This window comes from Pseudomonas sp. RIT409 (assembly GCF_003052515.2).
GTDB lineage: Bacteria > Pseudomonadota > Gammaproteobacteria > Pseudomonadales > Pseudomonadaceae > Aquipseudomonas.
The window spans coordinates 155,558-172,634 of sequence record NZ_QARE02000001.1; the positions used below are offsets into that span (position 1 = coordinate 155,558).

Consider the following 17,077-nt stretch of genomic DNA (forward strand, 5'->3'; position numbering starts at 1 on the left):
TATCAGCGCCCCGGCTCGTCGTCCCAGAGAATCTTGTGCAACTGGAGCTGCATCCGGACAGGCAGGTTATCGGCCACGATCCAGTCCGCCAGATCTCTGGCCGGCAGGTCATGCGCTACGGGTGAAAAGAGCACCTCACCGGCACGCCGCTCGAGGCCATACTGAATCAGCTTGGAAACCGCCCAGTCGTAATCCTCACGCGAGCAGATCACGAACTTGACCTGATCGTGGGGCGTCAACAGCTCGATGTTTTCGTAGCGGTTGCGTGCCACCTCTTTCGACCCTGGGGTCTTGAGGTCGACGACACGACTGACGCGCGAATCGACCTTTGAAATATCCAGCGCGCCACTGGTCTCGAGAGAGACTTCATAACCGGCATCGCACAGGCGCTCAAGCAGTTTGATCGCATTCGGCTGAGCCAGCGGCTCCCCGCCGGTGACGCAGACGTAACGAGGGCGATAACTGGCCACTTGCTGCATGAGCGAGTCGAGTGATTGAAGGGTGCCACCGCTGAAAGCGTATTCGCTGTCGCAGTAACCACATCGCAGAGGGCAACCAGTGAGGCGCACAAAAACGGTAGGCAAGCCTGCCGTGCGCGTTTCACCCTGCAAAGAGTAGAAAACTTCGGTGATGCGTAATGTGTCTTGCATAAGGGCCACGGGCGTAACGGCTAAACAGGCCATCCGCCTCCGTCAGGCACTTCTGTGCACCCTGCGCTCGCAGAATCCACGGAAGCGTAATCAATACCGGAATTTCGGGTGCGAGATTCTAACGAAAAAAGCCGCGCAACGCGCGGCTTTCTTGAACCGAAGGTCAGCTTGACCGAAAGTCAGAGACGCTGGAGGTCCCGCTGGGCCAGTTGGGCAGCCGAAGTACCGGGGTACTGTGCCACAACCTGCTGCAGAATGCCCTTGACCTTGTCGGTGTGGCCGAGGCGACGTTCGACATCTGCAAGCTTGTATAGCGAGTCAGGCACTTTGGCGTGCTTGGGGTAAAGCTGGCTGACTTTGGCAAACGCTTGACCAGCACCCTGCAGATCACCTTTGGCCAGGTTCACTTCACCCAGCCAATACTGCGCGTTGCCCGCATACTGACTGTTAGGATACTTGCGCAGGAAGGCCGAAAACGCCTGGCTCGCCTTGTCGAAATCCTTGGCCTTGATCAGGTCGAATGCTGCATCGTAGTAGAGCTTTTCCTTCGCCGGATCACCCGGCTCGCTGCTAGCCTGAGGCGCTTGTGCGCCCGCGGGGGCTGCGGGGGTTCCGCCGGCATTCACAGCGCCGTCGGAAGAGGAATTATTGGCAGTTGGTGCGCTGGGTGCGACACCCGCTCCGATACGGGAGTCGAGATCCTTGTAACGATCCAGCGCCTCTTGTTTCATTTGCTGGATATCGTTCTGCTGGACTTCGACAATTCCGCGCAGACGCGAAATTTCATCCTGCATTTGCTGCAACTGCATGAACAGCTGACCTTGCGCCGAAGGCTGGGCCGAAGCCCCGCCTCCGGCGTAGGCGCCCGCCGTACCGTAACCCGATGGCGGATAACTGCTGCCAGCGGAGCCAGAGTTGTCATCGACCACAGGAACCGCACCCATCGCAGTGAAAGGAAGGGTGAGAGCCAAAACGGTTAAAGCACGGCGGCACGTTCGCATGTCAAATTACTTACGCAGTTCGACGCGACGGTTTTGAGCCCAGGATTGCTCGTCGTTGCCGGTAGCAACTGGACGCTCTTCACCGTAGGAAACGACTTCCAACTGAGCTGGCGATACGCCTTGCAGAACCAGGTAGCGCTGAACGGCTTTCGCACGACGCTCGCCCAGAGCCAGGTTGTACTCGCGGGTACCACGTTCGTCGGTGTTACCTTCCAGAACAACGCGAGCGCCGTTAGCTTTCAGGTCCTTGGCGTGAACGTCCAGAGCGCGCATGGCTTCTGGCTTCAGGTCAGAACTGTCGTATTCGAAGTAGAAAGTGGTGATAGCGCGCAGAGCGGCTTCTTCGCTCAGGGAGCCGTCAACGGCACCGGTGTTTGCGCCGTAACCAGCGTTTGGATCGACAGCAGCGCCTTGACCGGCATTGTCGCCGCCTTTGGAGGAGCAACCTACAGCTACAGCCATGGCCAGAGCCAGCGCAGCAAATTTACCAAACTTCAGCATTTCCATCGTGAAACTCCTAATGAACCCCAGTGTGTTAAGTAAAACGTAAAGCGCCGCGTCAGTTCAGGTAAGGGGACCAGGAAGGTTCTCTGACTTCGCCTTGAGCGGTAGGAAGCGGGAGCCTTACGCGTCCATTGATGGACACGAGCATCAAGACTCCCCGGCCCTGCTGGCGGGTGGCGTAGATTACCATGGTGCCGTTGGGCGCAACAGTAGGCGACTCATCAAGGTTGCTGTCCGTAAGGATTTTTACGCTGCCGCGCTGCAAATCCTGAGCGGCCACCTTGAAGTTGGTGAAACCGTCTTGGCGATGGATCATGACCAACGTCTTTTCATCAGCCGACAACTTCGGGTTGGCGTTGTAGTTGCCGATGAAAGTCACGCGTTCGGCGCCACCACCATTAATGCTGGTTTTATAGATCTGCGGTTTGCCACCACGATCGGAAGTGAAATAAATGGTCGAACCATCTTTACCGAAGAATGGCTCGGTATCGATAGACGAATCATTGGTCACGCGCGAAAGCTGACGGGACGCCAGGTTCATCACGTAGATTTCCGGGTTGCCGTCCTTGGACAGAACCATCGCCAGCTTGCTGCCGTCGGGCGACCAGGCAGGCGCGCCGTTCAGGCCCTCGAAGTTGGTGATCTGCTCGCGACGCCCTGTGTCGATGTGCTGGACGAAGATGCGCGGACGCTTCTGCTCGAACGATACGTACGCGATACGTTTGCCGTCCGGAGCAAACCGCGGAGACAGGATCGGCTCGCGGGACTGCAACAACGTGACAGCACGAGCACCGTCGTAATCCGAACGTTGCAAGGTATAGCGGGTGTTGTTGCCGCCAAAGCGTTCGGCGGTGACGTAGAGCATGCGCGTGGAGAACGCCCCCTTGATACCGGTCAGCTTTTCGAATGACTGGTCAGAGATGTAGTGCGCCATGTCACGCAACTGGTCGGTCGTGCCCGAGACGTTTCCGGTCAACACCTGCTGCTCGGTCGCGACGTTGAACAGCGCGTACTGAACCTGTAGACGTCCGCCTGACGGCACGATATTGCCGACCATCACGTATTGGGCGCCCAGCGCCTTCCAGTCACGGAAAATGACTTCACTGGCCTGGCTCGGCTGGCTGATCATGTTTTCCTTGGGAATCGGCGAGTAGTACCCAGAATTCAGCAGGTCGCTGCTGATGATCTGAGCCATGTCCTCAGGCAAGACGCTACCGCCCTGCAAACCGAACGGCACGACAGCAATGGGCGTGGCACGGTCGCTGCCACTGGTGACCAGAATGTTCTTTTCGTCGGCAGCGGCGAAACCCGCTGCACAACATAGAACGACAAGCAATCCTCGAAGAAGGTTAATCACAAGGCTAGATCCTCAGGTGTGAATGTCATCTTGAATGACCGGTAAGGTGCGAAATCCGAAGGTTTCAGCCCCTGCATCTCTGTCAAACGACCAATGTTCTTGACCGCCGCGACAGCCGAGCTGTCGAACGGACCGTCCCCACTGGTTTTGGCCACACTCACCGAAGTGATGGTGCCATCTGGCAACATGGCGATCTGCAACACAACCGTCATACCCTTGCGTGCCGAAGGTGGACGAGCCCAGCCTTCCGCAGCGCGAGAGCGAATCAGGTCGTCGAAGTTACCCGCAGTCTCGTCACCCCGCTCATCGGCCAGCGCCTGCTGGCGTTCCGGCTTGTCAGAGAGCAAATCGGCCAGTGCCTGGGCTTTCTTCTCTTCCGCTGACTTACGGGCTGCGTCCTGGGCTTTCTTCTTCGCATCGTCAGCCGCTTTTTTCTTGGCGTCTTCAGCCGCTTTCTTTTTCGCGTCTTCGGCGGCCTTTTTCTTCGCGTCTTCCGCAGCCTGCTTCTTGGCATCCTCCGCGGCCTGCTTCTTGGCCTCTTCGGCAGCCGCACGCTTGGCGTCTTCCTCGGCCTTTTTCTTGGCGTCGTCTTCCGCTTTTTTCTTGGCTATGTCCGCGAGTTGCTTCTCTTCGGCGGCCTTTTTTGCATCTTCCGCTTTCTTGGCTTCAGCTTTTTTCGCCTCATCGGCCTTTTTGGCCTCCTCGGCTTTCTTCGCCTCCTCAGCCTTCTGTTCTTCGGCCTTTTGAGCGGCATCGGCTTTCTTTTGTTCCGCCGCCTTGATGGCCTCTTGCTCGACTTTCTTTTGCTCCATCTGCTCGACCTCTGTCTGTCGTGCAGCGGACTTTTTCGCCTCGCCGGCAAGCTTCTGGTTGGTCTGGGTCGTTGCCTGGCTTTTCGACTTCAACTGATAAAGCGTGGCCTGAACGATCGGCCTGGCTTCCGGCAGCTCCGGCGTCATCGCGAAGCTGACGAACAGCAGACCAAAAATCAGGACGTGCAATGCCACGGCCCATACCGAGGGCCAGAAGTAGCTTTCCGAGGCTGACGGCTCTCGAATCGGCTGCATCAGGGCGCCTCGGTAATCAGACCAACGTTCCCGACTCCGGCTTTCTGCAACCCGCCCATCGTGCCCATCACGGCACCGTAGTCCACGGATTTGTCGCCTCGAATGAACACCTGAGTCTGTTTGCCGGCGTCACGCCCCGCCGCGATGATCTTGGTCACGGCGCTGGTCAGTTGCGGCAAGGTCATGGCCTTGTCCATCTGTTTGTCGGTATCGACCTCGCTGCCAAGGTTCCAGTAATAGGTCTTGTCAGCCTTGATCGAAATGGTCAGGACCTGGTTGTTGTTGTCCTGCGGCAACGCCTCACTGGAGACTTTGGGCAGGTCGACTTTCACGCCCTGGTTAATCATTGGCGCCGTCACCATAAAGATGACCAGCAGCACCAGCATCACGTCGATGTAAGGCACCACGTTCATTTCGGCGACCGGCTTGCGTTTGCTGCGTCGGCCGCGAGCGATTAAAGCCATTGGGAAATACCTGCTCAGTCTTCGCTGGTGTGCACTTTACGGTGCAAAATGGCCTGGAATTCGTCGGCGAAGGTGTAGTAGCGGCCAATCAGAATCTCGCCACGGGCAGAGAAACGGTTGTAGGCCACTACGGCCGGAATCGCAGCGAACAGGCCGATGGCGGTCGCGATCAGCGCTTCGGCAATACCCGGAGCGACAGTGGCGAGCGTGGCTTGCTGGGCCGTTGCCAGGCCGCGGAAGGAGTTCATGATCCCCCAGACGGTACCGAACAAACCGACATAGGGACTGGTGGAGCCGACGGTCGCGAGGAACGGCAGACTCTGCTCGAGCTTTTCTTCTTCGCGGGAAATGGCAACGCGCATGGCACGGGCCACACCTTCCATGACCGCATCCGGATCAACGCCCGGTTGCTGGCGCAGACGAGAAAATTCCTTGAAGCCGGCGCGGAAGATCTGCTCGACGCCAGAATCCGGGTCCGGGTTGCTACCGGCCTGACGGTACAGCTTGGACAGGTCGATGCCCGACCAGAAACGCTCTTCGAAGCTGTCCAGCGCGCGGCGCCCGGCACGCAGCATCGCGCTGCGCTGAAAGATCATGATCCACGATGTGACCGATGCGGCCACCAGGATCAGCATCACCAACTGAACCACCACGCTGGCATTGCTGACCAAACTCCACATGGAGGTATGGTCGACGACGTTAGCTTCCACGCTGTATCTCCTGCTCTGAATGTGTACCCGCGCCGCTCTGACCGGCAAAGGCCGCGCGCAGAGTTTCGGGAATGGCCCGGGGTTTGAAACTGTCGGCGCGTACACACGCCACCAAAAACCGCCCTTCGCAGAGCAGTACATTATCCACAGCCCGCCTGACACATTGCTGAAAGCGCAGGCTGGCGCGGTTCAATTCGATCACTTCGGCGCTGATCAGCAGTTCGTCGTCCAGCCGCGCGGGCGAGTGGTAACGCGCCTCGCTGGAATGCACGACGAACAACAGGTTCTCGTCGTCGGCCATCGCGGATTGGGCAAAGCCCAGCTCCCGCAACCGTTCGGTTCGAGCCCGCTCCATGAATTTCAGGTAATTGACGTAGTAGACGACGCCGCCGGCATCGGTGTCTTCGTAATAAACGCGACAGCGATGTGCGAACGGCTGGGCCCCGTTTTGCGCGCGCATACTCTAGTGCTTACTCCTCAGGTTGCCAATCCGGCCAGGCAACTGTTTTTTATCGATTTTCATGACGCTGGGCAATGTGACACTGCCTCGACTGCCCGTCAGACCATCAAACGCACGAATTGATCGGTCAATCGCCTGCTTATTCATCGAAATCATCGGTCTGCTCATCAGACTGCGGTCGTTCGCCCATCCGAGACGGTATGTTCAGACCGAAATGCAGATAGGCATGCCGGGTGACCATGCGCCCACGGGGGGTGCGCATCATGTAACCCTGCTGGATCAAGTAGGGCTCCAAAACATCCTCAATGGTATGCCGCTCCTCACTGATGGCCGCTGCGAGGTTATCCACGCCCACCGGGCCGCCATCGAACTTCTCGATCATGGTCAACAGCAGGCGGCGGTCCTGATGATCGAAACCCCGCTCGTCGACGTCCAGCAGGTTCAATGCCATGTCGGCAATGGCCTTGGTGATCTGCCCCTTGCCCCGTACTTCCGCGAAATCACGAACGCGACGCAACAGGCGGTTGGCAATGCGCGGCGTGCCCCGGGCGCGACGGGCGATCTCGAAGGCGCCCGCGTCTTCGATTGGCAATCCAAGAATGCCCGCCGAACGCGACACGATGGTGGCCAAGTCTGCCGTGCTGTAGAACTCGAGTCGTTGAACGATGCCGAAGCGGTCGCGCAGTGGATTGGTGAGCATGCCAGCGCGCGTGGTGGCGCCCACCAGCGTAAAAGGCGGCAGGTCCAGCTTGATGGAGCGCGCCGCTGGGCCTTCGCCGATCATGATGTCGAGCTGGAAGTCTTCCATCGCTGGATACAGCACCTCTTCGACGATCGGAGAAAGGCGGTGGATCTCGTCGATGAACAACACGTCATGGGGTTCGAGGTTGGTCAGAATGGCCGCCAGATCCCCGGGGCGCTCGAGCACCGGACCGGATGTACTTTTGATAGAGACCGACATCTCCTGCGCAATGATGTTCGCCAGCGTAGTCTTGCCCAGGCCGGGCGGGCCGAAGATCAAAGTGTGGTCCAGCGCTTCGCTGCGCCCGCGCGCCGCCTGGATGAACAGCTCCATCTGCTCGCGCACTGTCGGCTGGCCGATGTAGTCGGCCAGACTCAGCGGGCGGATCGCCCGGTCCAGTTGTTCGTCACGATCGCGCCCGGTGGCGGCGATCAAGCGGTCGGCTTCGATCACTTACAACATCCCCTTTAGCGCGCGACGAATCAGGTCTTCACTGCTCAGATTTTTGTCTTTGATGGCAGTCACGGCCTTGCTGGCCTCTTGGGGCTTGTAACCCAGAGAGATCAACGCGCTGACCGCATCGGATTCCGCAGTAGCCACTGGCACCGGCGCGCCGGGCCCTTCTGACACCAACGCAAAGGTGCCCGGCAGCGCGTCCCAGGCCTTGAAGCGATCCTTGAGCTCAACTAGCAAGCGCTCTGCCGTCTTTTTGCCTACGCCTGGCACGCGGGTCAGCGCCGAAGTGTCTTGGGCCTGAACGCAACGCACCAGTTCGTCGACTTCAAGCGTGGACATCAGCGCCAGCGCCAGCTTGGGTCCGACCCCGTTGAGACGAATGAGCTCTCGAAACATTTCGCGATCACGCTTTTCGTAGAAGCCGAACAGCAGATGCGCGTCTTCGCGAACGACCAGATGGGTATGCAGCGTCACCGTTTCGCCCACGTGGGGCAGACGATACAGGGTCGTCATCGGGACTTCGACCTCATAGCCGACTCCGTTGACATCGAGCACCAGATGCGGAGGCTGCTTCTCTGCCAGCGCACCGCGCAAACGTCCAATCACGTGTCCAATCCTTTCCAGTCATTCATCGCTGTTCGGAGGCAGGGTCAAAACCTGCCGCCATGTTTGCAGGCCTCATGAGGTCTGCAAGTGAAAATGTATAAGCGGATGATGCCATCAGAGCCGCAACCGCCCACCGCGACTGCGCGCCGCGTTCAACCCATGTGGAATCAGACTGGAACGGGTGTGAGCATGGCACAAAGCAATCGCCAGCGCGTCCGATGCGTCAATCTGAGGCTTCTGGGTGAGCTTGAGCAGGTGCATGACCATCATCATGACCTGATCCTTGTTCGCCCCCCCTGTCCCTGCGACGGCCTGCTTGACCTGTGTGGCAGTGTATTCGGCAATTTCCAGGGACTCCTCGGCTGCCGCCACGATCGCCGCCCCCCTCGCCTGGCCGAGCTTGAGCGCAGAATCCGCGTTGCGCGCCATGAATACCCGCTCGATGCCCATGGTGACGGGCCCGTACGTCTGAATCACTTCTCGCACGCCTCGATACACGATCTGCAAGCGCTCGTGCAACAGACCGCTGCCAGTGCGGATACATCCCGACGCCACGTACTCGCAACCTCGACCCGTTTCGCGTACCACGCCGAAGCCGGTGACACGGGAACCGGGGTCAATACCTAAAATAAGAGTCATAACGCCTGCAGGTCGAAAGGGCCAAGCACCATTGAAGGCAGCATAAAGGCAGAAGCCGGAGGCCGATAGCGCTGATCGTATCAGCGCTTCGAGCCTCCGGCCTCTGGTCCGGAATCGTCGGCCGATCAGCCAAGCTGCTCCATGACTTCATCCGGGATCTCAGCGTTCGAGTAAACGTTCTGCACGTCGTCCAGATCCTCCAGCATGTCGATCAGCTTGAGGACCTTCTCTGCTGTTTCCAGATCCAGCACGGCGCTGGTAGTGGGCTGCATGACGATCTCGGCATCCGCTGCCTTGTAGCCCGAAGCCTCCAGCGCATTGCGGACGGCGTAGAAATTCGCGAAAGACGTGAAGACATCGATCGAGCCATCGTCGTGAGTCACGACGTCATCGGCATCGGCTTCCATGGCGGCTTCCAGCAACCCATCCTCATCCACACCCGGCGCGAAGGAAATCTGGCCCTTGCGCTCGAACAGGTAGGATACAGAGCCGTCGGTACCCAGATTGCCACCGCATTTGCTGAAGGCATGACGAACCGCCGCTGCGGTGCGATTACGATTGTCGGTCATGGTTTCGACCATGATTGCCACCCCACCGGGGCCGTAACCTTCGTAACCCAGCTCCACCATATCGTCGGCATCGGCCGCACCCGCGCCACGCGCAATGGCCCGATCGATGATGTCGCGACTCATGTTGGCGCCCAGCGCTTTGTCCTGGGCCAACCTCAGACGCGGGTTGGACGCCGGATCACCTCCACCCTGACGAGCAGCGACCGTCAGCTCACGAATCCATTTGGTGAAAATCTTGCCCTTCTTGGCATCCTGACGCTCTTTGCGATGCTTGATGTTCGCCCACTTGGAATGACCAGCCATAACACGCTCCAAACCTTGAAACACGCACGCGCCGCTCGATGACGAACGGCAGCGTTTCACTCTAATTCTTGCCCTGGGCGGGCGGAGAAAACGAGACGAATCCCTTCGGATCCGCCCCATTTCCAGACGGCTTACTCGGCCTTGGGCGTTTCGCGCAGACGGATATGCAGCTCACGCAGTGCCTTGGCGTCGACCACGCCCGGTGCCTGGGTCATCACGTCCGCAGCGCTCTGGGTTTTCGGGAAGGCAATGACTTCACGGATCGACTGCGCACCGGTCATCAACATGACCAGGCGATCCAGCCCGAATGCGAGACCGCCGTGCGGTGGAGCACCGTACTTGAGCGCATCCAGCAGGAAGCCGAACTTCTCCTGCTGTTCGTCTTCGGCGATCCCCAGCAACCGGAACACGGCCTGCTGCATTTCCTTGCGATGAATACGGATCGAGCCGCCACCCAATTCAGTTCCGTTCAGAACCATGTCATAAGCACGGGACAGTGCGGTGGCAGGGTTGGCTTCCAGCTCTTCCGGTGTGCACTTCGGCGCCGTGAACGGATGGTGCAGCGCCGTGAAGCTGCCGTCCTCGTTCTCTTCGAACATCGGGAAATCCACGACCCACATAGGCGCCCACTCGCAGGTGAGCAGATTGAAGTCGTGCCCCAGCTTGATACGCAGCGCACCCAACGCTTCGCTGACGATCTTGAACTTGTCGGCACCGAAGAACACGATGTCGCCGTCCACCGCCCCGACGCGATCGAGGATCACGTTCAGGTTGGCTTCCGGAATGTTCTTGACGATAGGCGACTGCAGACCCTCGGTACCTTTGGCGCGCTCATTGACCTTGATGTAGGCCAGGCCCTTGGCACCGTAGATACCAACGAACTTGGTGTAGTCGTCGATCTTGCTGCGCGGCATGCTCGCACCACCGGGGACGCGCAGCGCCGTCACACGGCATTTCGGGTCATTGGCCGGGCCGCTGAACACCTTGAACTCGACGTCCTTGAGCTGATCGGCGACGTCCACCAGTTCCAGCGGGTTGCGCAGGTCTGGCTTGTCGGAGCCGTAGCGGCGCATGGCTTCTTCGAACGTCATGTGCGGGAAGTCACCAAACTCAAGGTCCAGGACTTCCTTGAACAGCTTGCGAATCATGTCCTCGGTGAGGCCCATGATGTCTTTTTCGTCGAGGAAACTGGTTTCGATGTCGATCTGAGTGAACTCAGGCTGACGGTCGGCGCGCAGGTCTTCGTCGCGAAAGCATTTGGCGATCTGGTAGTAGCGGTCGAACCCAGCCACCATCAGCAGTTGCTTGAACAACTGAGGTGATTGCGGCAGTGCGAAGAAGCTGCCCGCGTGAGTGCGGCTGGGCACCAGATAATCACGTGCACCTTCCGGGGTGGCGCGAGTCAGGATCGGCGTTTCGACATCCAGGAAGCCGTTGCCATCCAGGAAGCCACGAATGCTGGACGTGATCCGCGAGCGCAGGCGCAGCTTCTCGGCCATTTCCGGACGACGCAGGTCGATGAAGCGATAACGCAGACGGGTTTCCTCGCCCACATCGGAATATTCGTTCAACGGGAATGGCGGAGTTTCCGACTCGTTCAGCACTTCCAGCTCATAACCCAACACCTCGATAGCACCGGAGGCCATGTTCGGGTTGACGGCGCCAGCCGGACGCGCGCGCACCTTGCCGGTCAATTTGACGACGTACTCGCTGCGGACGCGGTCAGCGATGGCGAAGGTGTCTGCGCGATCCGGATCGAAGACCACTTGAGCCAGCCCTTCACGATCGCGGATGTCGAGGAAAATCACTCCCCCGTGGTCACGGCGGCGGTGAACCCAGCCGCAAAGGGTAATTTCCTGGCCTTCCAGGCTCTCGTTCAATTGGCCGCAATAATGGCTGCGCATCATGATCCTGTATTCACTTCTCGTCATTCGGAATTCGGTGGAGCTCTCGCCCGTCGCCAATGCGCAATGGTGCAGGAGCCTTGGCATGGAGATCAACCTGAGGGTCAACCCTGCCTTCCAGAGTAGGCGGGGGATTATATAGGGTTAATCAACACTGTGCAGCCGCGCTGGCTGCTCAGTGCAGGAAGCCATCCGCTGTGAGGTTCGAGACCCGCAGACGGCTACCTCGGTGAGCGGCCCCGTTAGCGACGAGACCGCAGGAATGAGTGCCTTGAGATCAGGCTGGTGCAAGCTGAAAACCTTCTGGAGTCAACAAATGGGTGACGCATACGACGCGGACCAGACCGCTGAAGTTTTTCACACCGCCATAGTGCAAATGCACCTCTCTGTCGACGTAGGACAGAACCGCATTGATCGAACAATCGTTGCTACTCGCTATTTCGGACAAAATGTTCCAGTACACCTCCTCCAGACGCAGACAGGTCGCCAGCCCGTTTAGCCTGACCGAGCGCGACTGAGGCTGCGCGAGATCCATATTGAAGGTTTCGACGAACGACTCGCTGTGAACCTTCGGACATCGCTGGACATCTCCCGCCTCCCGTGCGGCATCTTGACTCATGAAGACCTCCTGAATACTTGCTGAAAACTGACGTTAGAAATATTTGAAACCAAATAAATGACACGCCTATCAAGCCCTATTAACACGGGCCATTCCAGCAGAAGCAGCACCCGCAAGATGTAGGAGATCACCACAGGCCCGAGGTGAAATTCGATAGTAAGAATGTGAACCATGTAATTCACGGAGTGGGTGTTACATATGTATTTTTGTCGAGGGTTAATTACCTTACAAATTGAGCCGATACAGACTGAAGGGTCATTAACTTTAACGTTTCAGCATTCGGCACAATAACGCGTCATCTTTTCAGGAATAAAAAAACGGGCGCTTTCAAGGCGCCCGTCTGTGGAGATTACTGACGTTCCAGCATCGAGCGGAGCATCCACGCCGTCTTTTCATGCACTTGCATGCGCTGGGTGAGCAAGTCGGCGGTCGGCTCATCACTGACCTTGTCCAGCAGTGGGAAAATCCCACGAGCGGTCCGCGTCACGGCTTCCTGGCCGCTGACCAGGGAACGGATCATGTCTTCGGCGGCGGGCACGCCCTCCTCCTCTTTGATCGAAGACAGACGGGCGTAGGTCGCATAGGTGCCGGGTGCGGGGAAGCCCAGCGCGCGGATGCGCTCGGCGATCAGGTCGACGGCCAGCGCCAGTTCGTTGTATTGCTCTTCGAACATCAGGTGCAGCGTGCGAAACATCGGACCGGTGACGTTCCAGTGAAAATTGTGGGTTTTCAGGTACAGCACATAAGTGTCCGCCAACAGACGCGACAGCCCGTCCACAATGGACTTGCGATCTTCTTCGCTGATACCGATATCGATAGACATTTTTCGCCCTCTTCATAGGATGATGTTCAAACCACTGCGGCCCACTCTATCAAGACACGAAGAGGGTCGCAGCTTTCTCTACGCTGGATGATTTCACGCAACCGGCCTCGGCTGCTTGCCCGCTGCCCTTCGCGACCGGCTGCCAGGCGAGTTCGAACGGGGGACGGCGTGAGCCGCTCTGGAATGCAGGTTCGCCAACGAAGCGAATTTCCAGGCAAAACGCGACCATCTGCTGACATCCGGACCGTTAAGCGCTTGATTTGAGTAGCCCTGCGCTTTGCGGTTAAATACAGACGTGTCGTGACGGGCAGATCAAAGCACGTCACGCATAGGCTGAATCGAAGCGCGTTTCTTAATGCCTTGCTTCTTTAGAAGCGTACCGCGCGTCGCCAGCTATTTCCTAGTGATCCATCTTAATGTGAGTCATCGAAATGTTGAAAATAGTCCACCTGCTAACGGGCGCAGCCGCCCTGTTGCTTTCATTCATCCCCGCCCTGCGTAGCGAAGCCTTGTCTTCCTACCTGTCCCAACCGGATGCGCTTTATCTGGCGCTGTTCGGCCTGATCAACCTCATCGTCGCCCCCGTCATTCCGTACTGGAACAAAGGTCCACGGCATCAGTTGCAAAATCTGGTCAGCGCTCTTCTGGTTTTGGCAGTCGTGATGCAAGTCCTGACACTGCTCGTGCCTTTCGAAACCATTGCCGGGCAGCCAGCGGTTTTGGTCAGCCTGTTGGTTCTGCTGGTTGCCGTTGCCATCCATCTTGGCGTGAGTTTCTACAAGTCTTCGCCGTCGCCCGTCGCGCAGCAGCACGAGCCAGGTCAGCGCGATACCGGCACCGTCAAGTGGTTCAACACCTCCAAAGGCTTCGGCTTCATCTCTCGGGATTCTGGGGACGACATCTTCGTGCATTTCCGCGCGATTCGTGGAGAAGGCCACCGCGTTCTGGTCGAAGGCCAGCGTGTGGAATTCTCCGTAATGAACCGGGATAAAGGCCTGCAAGCCGAAGATGTGATTGCTGCACTTCCACGCCGATAAATTGCACTGGAAAACCGCGCGATCACGCGCGGTTTTTTTATGCCTTCAATAATGAGGAGGTGGCGCGTCGCTCTCGACGGCTTCGAATTGACCACCCATCTCTTCCTGACGCTTGATCAGTGCGGCCATCTGCAACTGCATGCGCTCAAGCAGGCGTTGCTGAGCGACCAATACGTCGTTGAGAGCTTGGATCGTGTCATCCTGAAACGCCTGACGACTTTCCAGATCGACCACTCGTTCCTCCAAGGTGCTCATGCGATCACCTCGGAAAAGCCCGGTTCATGGGTCAGTATCGACCTCACTCGCCCCAAAACGTCGCTAGCTTGTGCCTGGGTATAGGGCACCGACGGGTACTTGCCCCACACCGGCGCCGGCCACGCAGCGTCTTCCTTTTGACGAGCGATGACGTGCATGTGCAGTTGACTTACCACATTGCCTAACGCCGCGACATTTATCTTGTCGGCATTGAACAAAGACTGGACCGTTTTCGACAATAACGTGGTTTCTTTCCACAGCTGGAGCTGATCCGCTTCGGACAGCTCAAACACTTCGCTGATACCGGCACGGCGAGGCACCAGTATAAACCAGGGATACTGGGCATCGTTCGACAACAGCAAACGGCTCAGTGGGAAGTCGCCAACGGGAAGAGTGTCCTGCAACAAACGTTGATCCAATACGAACACACCGTCACTCCTGATAGCCGGGTTGAGTTTCGTCGCCTGATGGCGGACGTAATGCTTCTCTGTGCAAAACAGAATACGCCCGATTGCGGGACGACACACGCGGGCGCTCGATCACGCAGCAAAATGCAGAACCGGTGTTGCCGCAGATACAGCATCGGCGCAACGCACCGAAGCGCAACCTGTTGTTGCTCGCAGCAGTAGAGAGACGCACCGCAATGAGGCAGGCCTACCACCGACACGCACTTCCTCAGGCACCACGGCTTTCACGGAACAACCCTTTATAAACAACGGGTTGGTCGGGCTTACTGGCCAGGCGGTCTGACCGCAGAGTCAGGCGCCCCTGCCTTTACGGGACGAGCGTACCGATTTCAAGCAAACGCTCCCCAAAATGCACCAATTCGACTCACTCCAACGGCTGATACACGTCGTTTTATCCGCCTTCTACCCACTTTCCTTCAGCCAACGGTAACGCCAGTGACATTTTGCGGCGCTACCCTTACGGATGACTTCGAGCGGAGGGTTTTTCTGAAAAATTTTTTTACGTTTAGAATCATAGGTTTGCGAAATATTTCAGAAGGCGAACCACGCATTTCAACATTTTTTTCACCTGACCGGGAACTTTGTGCACGCTTGTTGCTTTATCACCCACAAGGCAAAGCGAACTGGGGTCACCCTCGTTCAACGGCCAAGAGAAAATGGCGAACATGCTTCAGGGGGCATTCGCCCGGGTGGATGCAGGTCACTGCGGACACGTATCACCCGGATCGGACTGTGCTGCGGTAGTTGTACGTCTAGAACTAAGGAGCTGTTCAATAGCGACATGGACAGAGCAATTTTGCGACAACGTCGTTGCGACAACGTCGTAAAGAAATTGAAAGGATAGGGTTGTAACTATCGCCAATAATGTCTGCGTGCTATAAGTTTCGCCGACACCAAAAAGAAAGAGCCGCCCAGATAAAAAAACAGGTGGACGGCAGTACTCTTCTTAAAAACCAAAGGAGCAAAGTCACGATGAGAGTGATGAAGTGGAGCGCAATCGCACTGGCAGTTACTGCGGCCAGCACCCAATTGGCATCGGCCGCGGCATTCGTAAGCGACCAGTCCGAAGCCACTGGTTTTGTTGAAGGTAGCAAGCTGGACGTTAAGGCTCGTAACTACTATTTCAACCGTGACCGCAAAAACGGTGGCGTAGATTCCAAAGACTGGACTCAAGGTTTCTGGGGCAACTACAGCTCTGGCTACACCCAAGGCCTGATCGGTGTAGGCATCGACGCCTTCGGTTATGCAGGCTTCAAACTTGACGGTCAGAATCACTACTCCGGTTCTGGCAACTTGTCGACCGACAGCAATGGCGACAACCATGACAGCTTTGGGAAAGCCGGTGGAGCGGTCAAGTTCCGGGTTTCGAAAACCGAGCTGAAAATCGGTGACATGCAACCTCAAAACCCTGTTTTTGCTGTCGGCGGTTCCCGTCTGTTGCCACAAACGGCAACCGGCGTCACCTTGCAGAGCAGCGAAATCAAAGGCCTGGACCTGGAAGCAGGTCGCTTCACTTCGGGCACTAGCCAGGATGAAACCAACCGCGATGGTGATATCTGGGCTACCTACGCAGGCGTGACCTCCAAGTCGTCTACTTACGGCGGCGGTAAATACTCCATCACTGACAACCTGGGCGTTGGTTTCTATTACAACAAACTGGAAGATGTGTGGAACCAATACTACGGCAACGTGAACTACGCACTGCCGCTGACCGATGACCAGTCGCTGGCCTTCGACGTCAACTACTACAACACCCAAGACACTGGTAGCAAGAAAGCAGGTGACATCAGCAACAACACCTACTCGCTTTCCGCTGCCTATTCGTTCCTGGCTGCACACACGCTGACCGTCGCGTTCCAGAAGGTCAACGGTGACACGCCATTCGACTACATCGGTATCGGCGATAACAACCGCGGCGGTGACTCGATCTTCCTGGCTAACTCCATCCAGTACTCCGACTTCAACGGCCCTGGCGAAAAATCCTGGCAGGCACGTTACGATCTGAACATGGCACCCTACGGCGTACCGGGCCTGAGCTTCATGACCCGTTACATCAGCGGTACCGATATCGATGGTACCCACACGCCTTCCAACAGTACCTACACCGGACTGTACGGTGCTGACGGTAGCCACCACGAGACCAACCTTGAAGCCAAATACGTCGTTCAGACCGGTCCTGCAAAAGACCTGTCGTTCCGTATTCGTCAAGCCTGGCACCGTGCCAACACCGATCAGGGTGAAGGCGATATCAACGAGTTCCGTTTGATTGTCGACTACCCGATTTCGGTTCTGTAATCGAACGATCTGACGCTCGTCGTATAAAAGCCCGGCCTCGCGCCGGGCTTTTTCATTTACACGGTTTGCCTATTCCGACAGCCCTGAAGCCCTGAGCGGCCTGTACGCGACCGTATCACCCCCGTACAATGCCAGGTCATTTTCCCAGT

18 protein-coding genes and 2 pseudogenes are annotated in these 17,077 nt (G+C 57.6%); 3 read left to right on the forward strand and 17 right to left on the reverse strand.

Annotated elements, in window-relative coordinates; all coding sequences use genetic code 11:
* Window positions 1–2: 2 nt before the first annotated feature.
* The 15 genes from queE to DBP26_RS00695 all read right to left on the reverse strand — a co-directional run bounded on the left by queE (window position 3) and on the right by DBP26_RS00695 (window position 12,874).
* Window positions 3–650, reverse strand: a complete 648-nt coding sequence (gene queE, locus DBP26_RS00625) for a 7-carboxy-7-deazaguanine synthase QueE (RefSeq protein ID WP_108235673.1) — start codon at window positions 648–650, stop codon at window positions 3–5.
* A gap of 179 nt (window positions 651–829) precedes the next feature.
* Window positions 830–1,651, reverse strand: a complete 822-nt coding sequence (gene ybgF, locus DBP26_RS00630) for a tol-pal system protein YbgF (RefSeq protein ID WP_108235674.1) — start codon at window positions 1,649–1,651, stop codon at window positions 830–832.
* Between the two features lie 6 nt (window positions 1,652–1,657).
* The gene (pal, locus tag DBP26_RS00635) at window positions 1,658–2,158 is read right to left on the reverse strand and encodes a peptidoglycan-associated lipoprotein Pal (RefSeq protein WP_108235675.1); all 501 of its coding nucleotides are present in this window, start codon (window positions 2,156–2,158) and stop codon (window positions 1,658–1,660) included.
* A 52-nt stretch (window positions 2,159–2,210) separates the two neighbouring features.
* Window positions 2,211–3,512 carry a Tol-Pal system beta propeller repeat protein TolB gene (tolB, locus tag DBP26_RS00640; protein WP_108235676.1) on the reverse strand — a complete coding sequence of 434 codons (1,302 nt, stop codon included), beginning with the start codon at window positions 3,510–3,512 and terminating at the stop codon, window positions 2,211–2,213.
* Window positions 3,509–4,579: a cell envelope integrity protein TolA gene (gene tolA, locus DBP26_RS00645; protein ID WP_108235677.1), complete on the reverse strand. Its 1,071-nt coding sequence runs from the start codon at window positions 4,577–4,579 to the stop codon at window positions 3,509–3,511. The genes tolB and tolA overlap by 4 nt, the downstream gene beginning before the upstream one ends.
* Complete coding sequence (gene tolR, locus DBP26_RS00650) at window positions 4,579–5,034, reverse strand: protein TolR (protein ID WP_177410983.1); 456 nt, start codon at window positions 5,032–5,034, stop codon at window positions 4,579–4,581. The genes tolA and tolR overlap by 1 nt, the downstream gene beginning before the upstream one ends.
* A gap of 23 nt (window positions 5,035–5,057) precedes the next feature.
* Window positions 5,058–5,753 carry a protein TolQ gene (tolQ, locus tag DBP26_RS00655; RefSeq protein ID WP_108235679.1) on the reverse strand — a complete coding sequence of 232 codons (696 nt, stop codon included), beginning with the start codon at window positions 5,751–5,753 and terminating at the stop codon, window positions 5,058–5,060.
* Entirely contained in the window at window positions 5,743–6,213 is a 471-nt protein-coding gene (ybgC, locus tag DBP26_RS00660; protein ID WP_108235680.1) for a tol-pal system-associated acyl-CoA thioesterase, read from the reverse strand. The genes tolQ and ybgC overlap by 11 nt, the downstream gene beginning before the upstream one ends.
* 139 nt (window positions 6,214–6,352) lie before the next feature.
* A complete protein-coding gene (gene ruvB / locus DBP26_RS00665) occupies window positions 6,353–7,408 on the reverse strand; it encodes a Holliday junction branch migration DNA helicase RuvB (RefSeq protein ID WP_108235681.1) in 1,056 nt (351 codons plus the stop codon).
* The gene (ruvA, locus tag DBP26_RS00670; protein WP_108235682.1) at window positions 7,409–8,017 is read right to left on the reverse strand and encodes a Holliday junction branch migration protein RuvA; all 609 of its coding nucleotides are present in this window, start codon (window positions 8,015–8,017) and stop codon (window positions 7,409–7,411) included.
* A 114-nt stretch (window positions 8,018–8,131) separates the two neighbouring features.
* Window positions 8,132–8,656 (reverse strand): crossover junction endodeoxyribonuclease RuvC, encoded by a 525-nt coding sequence (gene ruvC / locus DBP26_RS00675; RefSeq protein ID WP_108235683.1) that lies wholly within the window; start codon window positions 8,654–8,656, stop codon window positions 8,132–8,134.
* Between the two features lie 125 nt (window positions 8,657–8,781).
* Entirely contained in the window at window positions 8,782–9,528 is a 747-nt protein-coding gene (locus DBP26_RS00680; protein ID WP_108235684.1) for a YebC/PmpR family DNA-binding transcriptional regulator, read from the reverse strand.
* A gap of 131 nt (window positions 9,529–9,659) precedes the next feature.
* A complete protein-coding gene (aspS, locus tag DBP26_RS00685; RefSeq protein WP_108235685.1) occupies window positions 9,660–11,435 on the reverse strand; it encodes an aspartate--tRNA ligase in 1,776 nt (591 codons plus the stop codon).
* Window positions 11,436–11,709: 274 nt separating this feature from the next.
* Window positions 11,710–12,051: a ribbon-helix-helix domain-containing protein gene (locus tag DBP26_RS00690; RefSeq protein ID WP_108235686.1), complete on the reverse strand. Its 342-nt coding sequence runs from the start codon at window positions 12,049–12,051 to the stop codon at window positions 11,710–11,712.
* A gap of 349 nt (window positions 12,052–12,400) precedes the next feature.
* On the reverse strand, window positions 12,401–12,874 hold the full coding sequence (locus DBP26_RS00695) for a Dps family protein (RefSeq protein ID WP_108235687.1): 474 nt from the start codon (window positions 12,872–12,874) through the stop codon (window positions 12,401–12,403).
* 431 nt (window positions 12,875–13,305) lie between these two features.
* On the opposite strand from DBP26_RS00695, the pseudogene DBP26_RS27435 reads away from it, so the two are divergent.
* Together DBP26_RS27435 and DBP26_RS27160 are read left to right on the forward strand one after the other, a co-directional pair.
* Window positions 13,306–13,581: pseudogene (locus tag DBP26_RS27435) on the forward strand (cold shock domain-containing protein membrane protein); the annotation flags it as partial.
* 117 nt (window positions 13,582–13,698) lie between these two features.
* Window positions 13,699–13,911 (forward strand): annotated as a pseudogene (locus tag DBP26_RS27160) (cold-shock protein); the annotation flags it as partial.
* 45 nt (window positions 13,912–13,956) lie between these two features.
* Here the strand turns inward: DBP26_RS27160 and DBP26_RS00710 are convergent.
* Both DBP26_RS00710 and DBP26_RS00715 read right to left on the reverse strand, forming a co-directional pair.
* Entirely contained in the window at window positions 13,957–14,166 is a 210-nt protein-coding gene (locus tag DBP26_RS00710) for a SlyX family protein (RefSeq protein WP_108235690.1), read from the reverse strand.
* Window positions 14,163–14,594: an HIT domain-containing protein gene (locus DBP26_RS00715; protein ID WP_108235691.1), complete on the reverse strand. Its 432-nt coding sequence runs from the start codon at window positions 14,592–14,594 to the stop codon at window positions 14,163–14,165. The genes DBP26_RS00710 and DBP26_RS00715 overlap by 4 nt, the downstream gene beginning before the upstream one ends.
* 1,011 nt (window positions 14,595–15,605) lie before the next feature.
* Between DBP26_RS00715 and DBP26_RS00720 the strand changes: the two genes are divergently transcribed.
* Window positions 15,606–16,928 carry an OprD family porin gene (locus DBP26_RS00720; RefSeq protein ID WP_108235692.1) on the forward strand — a complete coding sequence of 441 codons (1,323 nt, stop codon included), beginning with the start codon at window positions 15,606–15,608 and terminating at the stop codon, window positions 16,926–16,928.
* Window positions 16,929–17,077 lie beyond the last annotated feature (149 nt).